Genomic DNA, 13,509 nt, shown 5'->3' on the forward strand with positions numbered 1-13,509 from the left:
CATAAGAAGTAAAAAAATTGTGAAATGCTCTTGAGGAAACAAAAGCCAATTTTTTACAATGATTGTAGAGAAACAGACTGTTTTAAAAACTGAGCGGTTTTGTGAAATCAATATAGTATTAGCGATTAGCCTAAGATTGAACCATGTTAGGTGGCATCAATCATGCTCATGGCTAGTTGCCTTTGTAAAGGGGGTGACAGCGATAGAAGTTTTACAGAAAGATAAAAAAGTATATAACGCAGAGGAAATCCAGGAGATTTTAGGGATTGGGAGGAGCAAAACATATACCTTTTTAGACGAGGCGTATCGGAATCAAAAGCCGTTCCGGGTCCTTAAAGTTGGAAAGCTTTTCAGGGTTCCCAAACAATCTTTTGATGACTGGCTAGACGGAATTAGTTAAGGCGGGTGAGACAGTTGAAAAGAAAACCACAGAATAGTGCAGCTTTTTTTGAAAATAATTCATGGTATCACCGTACCAAGATACTTCAGGACGATGGTTCGATAAAGTACAGCAAAAAGGGCGGGTTTGCTACCAGTGAAGAGGCTGATAAGAGCTATAGGCGACACGAAGATGAGTTTAAAAAGGCGTATCGGGCCTATCATCTGGCACATCAAATCAATACAGAAGTCACGCTTAAGGATTATTTGATTTATTGGTTTGAGGAGATATTCTCTCAAAGAATTGAAACAACAACCAGAATGGTAGGCGCGTATGCGGTTTATGACTTAATCCTGCCGAATATTGAGTACGACATCAAGGTCCGGTTCACCAATGCAGAGTATCTTGATGCATTGTTGGAGCGGGTAGCAAAGGTCAGTGCCTCTGCAGGAAATAAAGGGCGAGAGATTCTAAATATGGCAATGAAAGAGGCAGTAATCGGTGGGTATACTAAAACCAATCCGGTTACTGGCACAAAGCCGTATAAGAGACAAAAGCCAAAGATAACAATTCTGAGTAAAGAAAAAATCAAGGTCCTGCTGAAAGCATCTTCCGAAAATAACTGGTATTTGGAAATATTGTTAGGGCTATTCTGTGGCTTACGAAAAGGCGAGATTCTTGGACTTAAATTCAGTGATTTGGATATGGAGAAAAGGACCGTAACTATCAGAAGGCAGATTGCTTCAGATCCACTTATCAAAAAAGGGAGTGGAAGTAAAATAGACAATTATGGGCTGATTGAACGAGATCCAAAAACACCAAACAGTTTCCGGGTTTTGCGGGTTCCAGCCATAATTATAGAAGAACTGGAAAAACGGAGACGACTTGTGGAGTCCAATAAGGTAGTGTATGCCGGTCAATATGATGACAAGGATTATATCAGCTGTCAGAAAAATGGAAAACTACATAGTTTGTCAGCTTTAAATAGCGCTTTAACTGGAATTTGTAGCAAGAATGGCCTTCCGCATATCACGGTACATGGATTAAGGCATATGTATGCAACAATTCTGATTGAGATGGGGGTTCCACTGATTAAGATATCTGCATTACTTGGGCACGGCTCTGTCCACACAACGTTTGAATATTATTGTGATGTAATGGATGAAAACGAGAATATATTGGCATTTATGAATCAAGCATTCGTTCCTGTGGAAAGGAGAGCAGTATGATAATTGATTTGAGCCTTCAGCAGTATGTGGATTGGGAAGTAAAGCCAGTGATTCCTATAAAGGGAAAATTCGGATACCGTGTTGTGTTAAAATACATAGATGGTACTGAAAGAACTCAGCAAAAGTCGGGGTTTAGGACAGAAAAAGAGTCTAATGCTGCCAGGGATAACACAATAGGCAAATTACATGCTGGAACTTATATTGTATATGAGAATGTTAAAGTAAGTGACTTTTTAGAGTTTTGGCTAAAGGAGGATATATGCAAGAGGGTAAGAAGCGAAGAAACTTATGCTGCTTATTCCAATATTGTGTATAACCACATTATTCCAATCCTTGGAAATAAAAAGATGTCAGCCGTTAACCGTGGAGATGTTCAAAAGCTGTATAACGACCGGGCAGAATATTCTGTATCAGTCTCAAGGCTGGTTAAAACGGTGATGAATGTCTCTATGAATTATGCTGTAGAGAAAAAAATCATTGCGGAGAATCCGGCAGTTGGTATCAATCTTCCTAAAAAGGTAAAGAAGAAGGAATACCATGCCCGCAGTATTGACACACAGAAAACCCTGACAATGGATCAGATTCTGATTCTATTGGAGGCCAGCAGGGACACGCCGATACATATGCAAATCCTGTTTAATGTATTAATGGGACTTCGCAGAAGGGAAATCAACGGCGTGAAATATTCGGATATTGACTATATTAACCGAACACTAAAGCTTCGCCGGCAGTTGGGGAAGAAAATCAACACAAAAAAAGAAGACTTTCCACCTAAAACCTTTACAAAACAGGAACTTGGATTGAAGACCCCATCGAGCTATCGTGATATTCCGATACCAGATTATGTGTTTGAGGCGATTCTGCAACAGAGGGAGGTGTATGAGAGAAATAAGAGTCGCAGGAGAAGCCAGTTTCAGGATTCAGGATATGTTTGCTGCTCTAACTACGGAAAACCGCGAAGCAAGGATTTCCATTGGAAATATTATAAAAAACTGTTAGCGGATAACAACCTGCCGGATATAAAGTGGCATCATTTACGCAGTACCTTCTGCACACTGCTTTTGAAAAATAATTTTAATCCCAAAGCGGTATCCAAATTAATGGGACATGCAACGGAGCTAATCACCTTAGATGTATATGGTGATAACCGGGAAATTATTGCTGACTGTGTAGATGAAATTCAGCCGTTCATAGATGAGGTGCTTCCGATAAAGGAGGTAGACAAGCAGCTTGAGGAAGAACTGTTGGAAATCGAAGTTTCGGCAGAAGATTATTTTTAAAAATTAAGGGCAGTAGTAGTTTCAATCAAATATCAATTTGGTTCTCAAAATGAAACAAGGCGCAGGGAAAGAACAAATGTTCCTACTTGTGCCTATACTTTTTCCTTCCGCTATGTTATAATTTTGGTGACATTTGGTATTACTAATTTCATTGAGTTTATATAGTGTTGCGGAGTTAAGAAAATAGCATTTTGGTGACCTTCATTCGTAAAATGGCAAAAGTTCGTCTATTAGGCAACTCAAAACGGTCTTCTTTTACGAATTTCTGCCTAATAGGCGAACTTTTTAAGTGGTCACCAAGGAAGGAAAAAGCGAAAATGGAGTTCAAATTACACTCAGAATACCAGCCCACCGGCGACCAGCCGCAGGCGATTGAAGCCCTTGTAAAAGGCTTCCAGGAAGGCAACCAATTCCAGACTTTACTAGGGGTTACGGGCTCTGGAAAGACCTTCACCATGGCAAATGTCATCCAGCGAATCCAGAAGCCTACCCTCATCATTGCCCATAACAAAACCCTTGCCGCACAGCTCTACAGCGAGTTTAAGGAATATTTCCCGGAGAATGCGGTCGAGTATTTTGTGAGCTACTACGACTACTACCAGCCGGAAGCCTACGTCCCTTCAACGGACACATACATTGAAAAGGACTCTGCCATCAATGACGAGATAGACAAGCTGCGCCACTCCGCCACGGCTGCGTTGTCTGAGCGGGAGGATGTAATCATTGTGGCCTCCGTGTCGTGTATTTACGGTCTGGGAAGTCCCATCGATTATAAGGAGATGGTAATTTCCCTGCGGCCTGGGATGGAAAAAGACAGGGACGAGGTGATTCACAAGCTTATCGACATCCAGTATACACGAAATGATATGGATTTTAAGCGAGGCAGTTTCCGCGTAAGAGGTGATGTGCTGGAGATTTATCCGGCTTACTCAGGCGGAGACGCTTACCGGGTGGAGTTCTTCGGGGACGAGGTGGAGCGGATTACGGAGATCGATTCGCTTACCGGCGAAGGGAAGACGGAGCTGGGACACATTGCGATCTTCCCGGCTTCCCATTACGTGGTTTCGAAGGAAAAGTTGGAGCTTGCGACTCAGACGATACTCGCAGAGCTTAAGGAACAGGTGGCTTATTTTAAGAGCGAAGATAAGCTGCTGGAAGCGCAGAGAATTTCCGAGCGGACGAACTTTGATGTGGAGATGATGCGGGAAACCGGGTTCTGTTCCGGTATAGAGAACTACTCCAGGCATTTAACCGCATCCAGGGCGGGAGAGCCGCCCTGCACGCTGATCGACTATTTTCCCGATGATTTCCTGATTATCGTGGATGAGTCCCATATCACCCTGCCTCAGGTCCGCGGTATGTTCGCGGGAGACCGGTCCAGGAAGACGACCCTGGTCAACTATGGATTCCGTCTGCCTTCCGCTCTGGACAACAGACCGCTGAATTTTGAGGAATTCGAGTCGAAGATCGACCAGATGATGTTTGTGTCGGCCACACCTTCTGTCTATGAGGCGAACCATGAGATGCTGCGGGTGGAGCAGATTATCCGGCCTACGGGACTTTTGGATCCGGAGATCGAGGTGCGTCCGGTGGAAGGCCAGATCGATGATCTCGTCTCGGAGGTCAACAAGGAGGTCGCGAATAAGCACAAGATTCTGATCACAACGCTGACAAAACGTATGGCCGAGGACCTGACGGATTACATGAGGGAGATCGGAATCCGGGTTAAGTATCTTCACTCCGATATCGATACGCTGGAGCGTTCGGAGATTATCCGTGATATGCGTCTCGATGTATTCGATGTACTCGTCGGAATCAACCTGCTGCGTGAGGGCCTCGATATTCCGGAGATTACGCTGGTAGCGATTCTTGATGCGGATAAAGAGGGCTTCCTCCGTTCGGAGACGTCTCTGATCCAGACGGTTGGGCGTGCGGCGCGTAACTCTGAGGGCCACGTAATCATGTACGCGGATTCTATCACGGATTCCATGCGGGTGGCGATCGAAGAAACGAACCGAAGGCGCGCGATTCAGCAGCAGTACAACGAAGAACACGGCATCACGCCGACGACCATCAAGAAGTCAGTCCGTGATTTAATCGCTATTTCGAAGGCAGCGATTGAGGACAAGAAGTCCTTTGAAAAGGATCCGGAATCCATGGACCAAAAGGAACTGGAGAAACTGGCGAAGGAGCTGACGAAGAAGATGCATCAGGCGGCGGCAGAGCTGAACTTCGAGGAGGCCGCAAGGCTGCGTGACCGTATGGTGGAAGTGAAAAAGATGCTCCAGGAACTGGACGAGTAAATAAAACCAGAAAACTATCCGTAAATCATAGAAAGTCAGTAGCATTTGATATTGACAATAATTCTCAATAAGTGTAGAATTTCTATGGACGCCGGAATATATGAGGTGCCCAGGCCAGCGATTGTGAGGCCTGGGTTTTCCATTTTATAAAACAGGGGAATGCATTTGAAACGGCAGTCCGGAGGAGAACAGAATGAAATTGCACGAAGGCGAAATAGGTAAGACATATATTGTCTACAGCGTAATGGTGGATGACACGATTACGAGGCGGCTGGAGGCCCTCGGCGTCAACGAGATGACGCCGGTAACCCTGATGAATAAAAAAGGCAGTGGGACCGTGATTATAAAGGTAAGGGGTACCCGTCTGGCGTTAGGGCGCAGAATATCAGAGGGAATTGAGATCAGGGAGGCCGCAGACCATGAGTGATGAAAATAGGGTAATTAACGTAGGCTTCGTCGGAAATCCGAACTGTGGTAAGACAACGCTGTTTAACGCCTTCACAGGAGCAAAATTAAAGGTGGCAAACTGGCCCGGAGTTACGGTGGAGCGGGTGGAAGGTGAAACCAGCTATAAAGGACGGCCGATCCGTGTCATTGATACACCAGGAATCTACAGCCTGACTTCCTATACCATCGAGGAGAAAGTCACAAGAAAATGCATCGAGGATGGGGAAGTCGACGTCATCATCAATGTAGTGGATGCCTCTTCACTGGAACGAAATCTTTACCTGACCCTTCAGCTCCTGGAACTGAAGAAACCGGTAATCCTCGCTTTGAATATGATGGATATCGTGGAGGACCGCGGGATGGAAATCGATCTGCACCGCCTTCCTGAGATGCTGGGTTCCATTCCTGTCGTACCGGTATCGGCCAGAAAGCGTACCGGCCTGGATGTGCTGATGCACGCCGTGGTTCATCACTACGAGGAAGGTCCCCAGGGCACGGTAGTGGGGTATACCCCCCGGATCGAAAACAAGATTTCCAAGGTGGAGACGGTGCTTAAGGCCCACTATGGGGAGATGGACAATTTACGGTGGCATGCCATCAAGTTTATGGAATACGATGAGACCGTATGGAATGATCATCCGGTAGATTTAAATAACATCATTGACCATAATTACGAGAAAGAGATTATTAATCAGAAATACGATTACATAGAAGAGATCATAAAGGAGTGTCTGGTCAACAAGGAATCAAAGGCCGCATCGACCGATAAGATTGACGCGTTTTTAACGCATCTAATCTGGGGAATTCCTATTTTCTTAGGGATCATGGCAATGGTATTCTTCCTGACGTTCACGGTCGGTGATTTCTTAAAGGGATTTTTTGAAGTCGGTCTCGACTGGCTCTCGGGCAGTACGCTGTATTTCCTTCAGAATATTCACGCTTCGGAATGGATCACGTCCCTGGTTGTGGATGGCATTGTGGCCGGTGTCGGCGGAATTCTGACGTTTCTGCCGAATATTTTTATCCTGTTTCTGGCCCTGGCCTTTCTGGAGGACAGCGGTTATATGGCCAGAGTTGCCTATGTCATGAATGAGACGATGGGGCGGGTAGGGCTTTCCGGCAAGGCATTTTTACCCATGCTGTTAGGCTTTGGCTGTACCGTGCCTGCCGTCATGGCGGCCAGGGCTCTGCCAAGTGAAAAGGACAGAAGAAGAACCATTCTGATCACACCGTTTATGTCGTGTTCAGCCAGACTGCCTATTTATGTTCTGTTTGCGGATATGTTTTTTCCGCGGCATGCGTTGATCGTGGCCTATTCCCTGTATCTGATCGGACTCGCTGTAGCCATAGCGGTGGCCCATGTGACGCACCGGATGTCAAAGGGCGGGGAAGAGGATACCCTGTTGATTGAGCTTCCCGAGTATAAGACGCCGAATATGCGCACGGTGGCCATCTATGTGTGGGATAAGGTAAAGGATTACTTGAGCAAGGCGGGAACCACCATATTCCTGGCTTCCATTGTCCTGTGGTTTGTGTTAAACAGCGGACCATCCGGATTTGTGGAGGATGTTTCCAACAGCTTTGCCGCTATGATCGGGCGGGTTCTGGTGCCTGTTCTGAATCCTGCCGGCCTTGGGGACTGGAGAATCGCGGTGGCGCTGATATCAGGCCTGTCGGCTAAGGAGGTCGTGGTATCCAGCTTCTCCGTTTTGTTTGGAATTGGAAACATCAATTCGGCCGGAGGCATGAACCAGCTCTCCGGAGTTCTGTCCTCCATTGGTTTTAGCGGGGTCAATGCTTATGCGCTGATGATTTTCTGCCTGCTGTATTCTCCGTGTATCGCTGCGGTGGCAACCATACGAAAAGAGACCGGTTCTACAAGATGGACTCTGGGAATGGTTCTGTTTCAGCTATTGACCGCATGGGGAGCCGCGGTGCTTGTGTTCCAGATTGGAAGCTTACTCTTTTAATTTCAATAAAAATAGTTTGTAACGCCCGAACGGTAAAGTTGTTCGGGCGTTTTTCTATACAGGTATGAAAATGAAATTAGGATTTAATCAGGAACTGGACATGACAGGATGCCGGATTAAAGCAGCGAGTAACCTTTCTTTAACTGTTCCAGCAGTGCGGTGAAAAGGGACGGAAACTGGTCCGTTTCATCACCGTTTCCACTCAGATAACGGATGATGACGGTGGATATCTCCTCAATATAATCGGCACATCTGTGGAAACAATCCGCTGCTTCAATCCAGCCTGCCTGCGGCCGTACCATACCGCTTTCCTCCGACCGCACCATACCGCCTTCCTCCGATTGTACCATTCCGTTTTCTTCCAACCATTCCGTTCCGATTTCGACAAGCATTTGGGCCATTTTGTCGAATGTTCCCCGGTAACGTATTTCATCCGGCTCCGCGATTCCCTTCAGCGCATTAGGAACTGTGGGAACGGTACCAAAAAATGTGACCATATTCAGCAGGATTTTGTCATACTCTTCTTTTGTCAGCTGTTTTTTCCAGTCGGGAAGCTCGCGGATCATCTTTTCAAGGCCTTTGTATCCCAGGAATGAAGCGGGAGGATTCAGAAAATGCTCCTTTTGAAGCGCCAGAGCTTCGGAGGCAATCTGGTTCTTGCTCCTTTTTTCCGTCATTCTGACCGTACAGATCGTATTTTCACTGCTTAATCCTGGATAACTGCAGTTCATGCTGTTTTTCAGTTCGTCATATCCCAGGGTAAGAAGCTGCGTCCGGCCGCAGTCATAGAGGCAGATGAGGCGCTGATCGTCGTCGTATCCTGTCATCAGTACGTAATGAAAGGGAATGTGCTCCTTCTGGTAAAGCTTTGGATAATAGGAGAGATAGTACATATCGAGAGCCCCCAATACAACGGGATAACCTGCGTCGATTTCCTCTTTCGCCTTTTTCAGCGCCCGTTCAAAGGTGCTGTAGGAATGGTGTGCGTAGGTGAACCCTGCGATCGGCGCCAGAAATGCATACATGTGTTTTGTCCGGCCGTCGCCGAGGGCTACCATGCGTTTCAAGTCTGATTTGTCTGTTTTTCGGTAGCAGAAGGAGCCAAAGCCGGAGAGCAGAAAGAAAAATCCATCCGGGAGAGATTCTCCTGTTTCGTTCATATAGAGATCTTCGATTCCATTCCACATGCATTCATAGTCGTGGGAGTGGTGTTTCAGTTCAATGATTTGTTTCATAGTACACCTCGCTTTTCGTGATTATGTTTCTTGTGTTATCCTGATCTTAAACCATGACATTGTGATAGAGTCAAGAGGCTTTTGAGCGTTTGTACGACCGGTTTATCTATTTTTAGACATATTTCTGTTTTTGTCTAAAAACCATCCAACTTAAATAAATTGTATAATTACAAAAAGGCAAAATGGTATTATTGTTAAGGTCGTAAAGATTTGAAAAGGGTGATGGCTGTGAAGACGAGAAAAATAAGAGAGAAAAAGCAGAAAAAGCGTTTTAGTATGGTTGATGTAATTGTACAGAAAGGCAGATGGATCGAGAAAATTTTTGCCATTGCGGTGATTCTTTCGGTGATATCTGCCTGTTTTGTGCATGTGAATTACGATTTGAGCGAATACCTGCCTGACTGGGCGCCTGCTAAGGAAGGTTTAAACCGGATGGAAGAGGAGTTCGGCTATCCGGGAACCGCCCGTGTGATGGTGGGGCCGGTGACGCTGTATGAAGCCAAGGCCTATAAGGACCGGATTGCGGAGATTGACGGCGTGGACATGGTTATGTGGGCGGATACGACGACAGATGTGTACAACGCCAATATCTTTATTAACTACGACGATATCCAGGATTACTATAAAGATGGCTATGCGGTGATGGATATCATTTTTGAGGAAGGCGATTCCAGCAGTTTGACGAAATCTGCCATCAATGTAATGCAGACCCTCACAGGAGACAAGGGCTATTTCATGGGCTCCGCAGTACAGAATAAGTCTTTAAATGAGACGCTGATGCGGGAAATCAGCATTGCCATGGCTCTCGGTGTGGTGATGATCGCGGTTATTTTATGCCTCACGACCACTTCGTGGTTTGAGCCGGTCATGTTTTTGATGGTCATGGGAATTGCCATTATCATCAATATGGGAACGAATCTGATTCTGGGGACCATATCATTTCTGACCTTCAGCGTGGCCTCGATTCTGCAGCTGGCCGTCGCCATGGATTACTCGGTGTTCCTGCTCGACATGTTTACAAAGGAGCGGGCCAAAGGAAATGATCCCGTTACCGCCATTACCAACGCAATACATAAGTCACTGCCCTCTATTCTTGCAAGCGGCGCCACCACCATTATCGGGTTCGTCGTACTGATGCTGATGCGTTTCAGTATTGGTAAAGACCTGGGATTCGTTCTGGCGAAGGGAATCGTGGTCAGTCTGATTACCGTGCTGTTTCTGATGCCGTCGCTCCTGCTTCGCTGGGGAGACCGGATTAAACGGACGGAGCATAAGTCCTTTATGCCTTCCTTCCATGGTCTGGGACAGGTGGTCTACAGAGTGCGGTATGTGGTTCTGGGAGTTGTGCTTCTATTTGTGGTTCCCGCATTTACAGCTCAGAATATGAACTCATTTACGTTTGGAAACAGCGCTCTCGGGTCCAGCCCCGGAACGAAGGTGTATGAGGATGAGCAGCAGATCAACGGGCGCTTCGGCAAGAGCAATCTGATTCTGGCCGTGGTTCCGAACACCAGCATGGTGAAAGAGAAGGATTTGACGGATGCGCTGGATGATCTGTATTACGTAAAATCGGTGACTTCCCTGGCAGGCACCATTCCGGAGGGAATACCGGAAAAAATCATTCCAAAGAGCGCAACGAGCCTGCTGCACACAGACAACTACAGCCGAATTATGATCTATGTAAAGACTTCGGATGAGAGCGATTTTGCTTTCCAGTGTGCCAATGAGATCACGTCCATTGTACGGAGCTATTATCCGGAGGACTCCTATATAACGGGAGTGATCCCTTCCACGCAGGATATCAAATCAATTATTACGGCGGACTACAATTTCGTCAACCTGTTGTCAATTCTCGGCGTGGGGTTGGTGGTTCTGATATCATTTAAATCGCTGATAATCCCGATTGTCGTCCTGATTCCTATCGAGGTGGCAGTCTTCTTCAACATGGCGGTTCCGTATTTTACAGGAGAAAGTATGCTGTATATGGGATATATTATCGTCAGCTGCCTGCAGTTGGGGGCTACGGTGGATTACTCGATTCTGATGACGAATAATTATATGGATGCGAGAAGAACGTATCCCGAAAAGGCACGGGCGATCAAGCATACAGTATCGCGAAGCGCCCTTTCCATACTAACATCGGGGACGATTCTGACAATTGCGGGGTACGGCCTGTATTTCGTTTCCTCGGTGGCTGCAATCGGCGGTCTGGGTCATCTGATCGGACGCGGGGCATTGATCAGCGTCCTGATGGTACTGTTCCTGCTTCCCGTGCTCCTTACCATGGCGGATCCGCTGCTGATGAAGGAAGAAGCTAAGAAAATTAAGATAGAGGAAACGCGCCATGCGGTGAAGCAGAAAAAACGGGATTTGAAGAAACAGATGAAGCAAAAAACGGTGCAGATGATGCCGGGGCAGCCAAAGAAGAAAATGGAAGCGGAGCAGATGGGGCCGGTGAAGCAAGATAAGAAAATAGAAGTGGTTCAGCCGTCAAAAAATATTGAGGATGAGGTGAAGGAAAATGAGAAATAGAAGAAAAATCAGATATAAAATTACCGCCGCCGCATTGATCAGCTCGATGCTCGGCATGTCCATGGCGGGCAGCGCCCTTGCGGGACCGCCCGCTGTTGCTACGGATGAGGCGCTGTATGTGAATCTGGATTATTACGGAAATCAGGTGGACAGCAGTGTAGTGAAGGGAGTTTCCTTAAACGGCCTTCGAACATTTACGGATTATGGAAATTATACAGATGTAACGAATATGTCCAATTACGCGGAACCAGTGATCAGCGGGGATGGAGTCACCTGGCAGCTGCCGGAGGACTCAAAGGAACGGTTTTACTACGAGTGCCAGCTGAACAACGACGAGGTGATTCTCCCATGGAATTTTGACGTGTCCTATAAATTAAATGGTATTCCAAAGGAAGCAAAGGAACTGGTCCATGCCAATGGACTGGTGGAAATGGATGTACACTGCATTCCCAATGAGAATGCAAAGGAGTACTACCGCAACAACATGCTTCTTCAGGTGGCGACCATGGTTAATATGGAAGATGTAAACGCTGTGGAGGCGCCAGGCTCTCAAACACAGGCATTAGGAACGTATAAGGTTGTGATTTTTGCCGCTGTCCCAGGGGAAGAGAAGACCTTTCACATCGGGATCAGCACGACGAATTTCGAGTCGATGGGCCTGATCATGATGATGATTCCCGGAACGCTGGACCAGATGAGTGAGATTACCGATATCAAAGAGGTAAAGGACACGGTAGGGGATTCCACCGATAAGCTGCTGGATGGTATGAATGAAATTCTGGATACCCTGGACCGGATCAGCGGCGGCATGAATGTGGCACAGGCGGGTCTGGAGGATTTGCAGAAGGCGAGAGCGGGGCTGGACGCGTCGAAGGACGAAATCATAGCCAACGCGGATAACAGCCTGGACAGTCTGGAAGCTGTCAATGAAAAAATCAGCCAGCTGGCTCCGGATATTAATACGAATAAGCAGTCCCTGGATGAAATCAACACGAGAATCAACGCCATCGTGAAGACTCTGAGAAGCTCCGGCAATGACTTCTTTGATCTGGCAGGAAAACTCAGTGATCTGGAGGACTCTCTGGGGGATTTGCGGGATGATTTGAATAATTCCAACAGGGACGAGATTCTGGATCATCTGCAGATTGTAGACGATCAGCTGGAACAGATAAATGAAGTACTTCAGAATATCATACAGACGGCCGGAGGTATCCCTGCAGAACTGGATGAGGAAGATCTGGCGGAGCAGCAGGAGACGCTGAGTGATTTGCTGGAGGAGACGTACGGAATTTTGGATGACATGGAGTCCGTTGTCGGCTCCGATGCCGTGGACCGCCTGCGCAGCCAGCTGGATGCGATTAACGGAAACGGCCTGGGAGACGCGGCCAGCCTTTCGAAGCTGGCGGCAGCGGCCAGGGCGCTTCTCCCTGTGGTTAATGGTCTTCAGGGCATGGTGAGCGATCTGGAGCGCACACTGTCTGGAATCCGCCTGGACGACGGCCTTGAGAGCGGCCAGGATGCGGCAGGGGAGATCAGCTCCATCATGGGCCGTATCGAGACCTTGATCGGAGATGTCAATGATTTAAACAGGACCATCAATGAAGATAAAGCCGGTTTTGACCTGATGCTTGATGACATGGCCGCCTCCCTCGATCAGATGAGTTCCGGCACGAGCCAGGTGATCGCGCTCTTGAGAAGTGTGCAGAACACGGCCAGGACCAACCGGAGCGCGGTGGAAAACGGTACGAAGCAGACCCTTGACGGCCTGATTGATATTCTGGAAAAGGCTGCGGATACCAAGGGCACCAGCGACAAATTAAAGGATGCCAACGAGGACTTGAGAGCCAGTGTAAAGGATGAGCTGGATAAGATCGAGGATGACACGAATCTGCTGGAAATGGACCCGTCTCAATCTATGATTTCCTTCACCTCGGATAAGAATCCGTCTCCGGCCAGCATTCAGATTATTCTGCGCACAGAGGAGATCAGCGAAGAAGATGTGAATACGAACGCGGTTGATATCGAACCGGTTCCGCAGAATGTCGGGCTGTGGCAGAGAATTGTAAATGTGTTTGTGAAGATATGGGATACGGTAACAGGATTTTTTACTGGAAAATAGTAACAGATACTCATG

At 47.1% G+C, this 13,509-nt stretch carries 8 protein-coding genes; 7 read left to right on the top strand and 1 reads right to left on the bottom strand.

Features of this window, described 5'->3' with window-relative positions:
- Positions 1-414: 414 nt before the first annotated feature.
- From H8S75_RS20080 to feoB, 5 genes are all read left to right on the top strand, one after another.
- Positions 415-1,608 (top strand): site-specific integrase, encoded by a 1,194-nt coding sequence (locus tag H8S75_RS20080; RefSeq protein ID WP_187023115.1) that lies wholly within the window; start codon positions 415-417, stop codon positions 1,606-1,608.
- A complete protein-coding gene (locus tag H8S75_RS20085) occupies positions 1,605-2,888 on the top strand; it encodes a tyrosine-type recombinase/integrase (protein WP_187023116.1) in 1,284 nt (427 codons plus the stop codon). Before H8S75_RS20080 ends, H8S75_RS20085 begins: the two co-directional genes overlap by 4 nt.
- A 317-nt stretch (positions 2,889-3,205) precedes the next feature.
- Complete coding sequence (gene uvrB / locus H8S75_RS20090; RefSeq protein ID WP_187023117.1) at positions 3,206-5,191, top strand: excinuclease ABC subunit UvrB; 1,986 nt, start codon at positions 3,206-3,208, stop codon at positions 5,189-5,191.
- Between the two features lie 193 nt (positions 5,192-5,384).
- Positions 5,385-5,618: a FeoA family protein gene (locus H8S75_RS20095; RefSeq protein WP_002602399.1), complete on the top strand. Its 234-nt coding sequence runs from the start codon at positions 5,385-5,387 to the stop codon at positions 5,616-5,618.
- A complete protein-coding gene (feoB, locus tag H8S75_RS20100) occupies positions 5,611-7,608 on the top strand; it encodes a ferrous iron transport protein B (protein WP_187023118.1) in 1,998 nt (665 codons plus the stop codon). Before H8S75_RS20095 ends, feoB begins: the two co-directional genes overlap by 8 nt.
- 116 nt (positions 7,609-7,724) lie before the next feature.
- On the opposite strand, the gene H8S75_RS20105 is transcribed toward feoB, so the two are convergent.
- Positions 7,725-8,843 carry a BtrH N-terminal domain-containing protein gene (locus tag H8S75_RS20105; RefSeq protein WP_187023119.1) on the bottom strand — a complete coding sequence of 373 codons (1,119 nt, stop codon included), beginning with the start codon at positions 8,841-8,843 and terminating at the stop codon, positions 7,725-7,727.
- A 222-nt stretch (positions 8,844-9,065) separates the two neighbouring features.
- On the opposite strand from H8S75_RS20105, the gene H8S75_RS20110 reads away from it, so the two are divergent.
- The gene (locus tag H8S75_RS20110; RefSeq protein ID WP_187023186.1) at positions 9,066-11,375 is read left to right on the top strand and encodes an efflux RND transporter permease subunit; all 2,310 of its coding nucleotides are present in this window, start codon (positions 9,066-9,068) and stop codon (positions 11,373-11,375) included.
- Entirely contained in the window at positions 11,365-13,494 is a 2,130-nt protein-coding gene (locus tag H8S75_RS20115; RefSeq protein WP_187023120.1) for a YhgE/Pip domain-containing protein, read from the top strand. Before H8S75_RS20110 ends, H8S75_RS20115 begins: the two co-directional genes overlap by 11 nt.
- Positions 13,495-13,509 lie beyond the last annotated feature (15 nt).

Source organism: Hungatella hominis (assembly GCF_014288005.1).
Classification (GTDB): domain Bacteria; phylum Bacillota; class Clostridia; order Lachnospirales; family Lachnospiraceae; genus Hungatella; species Hungatella effluvii.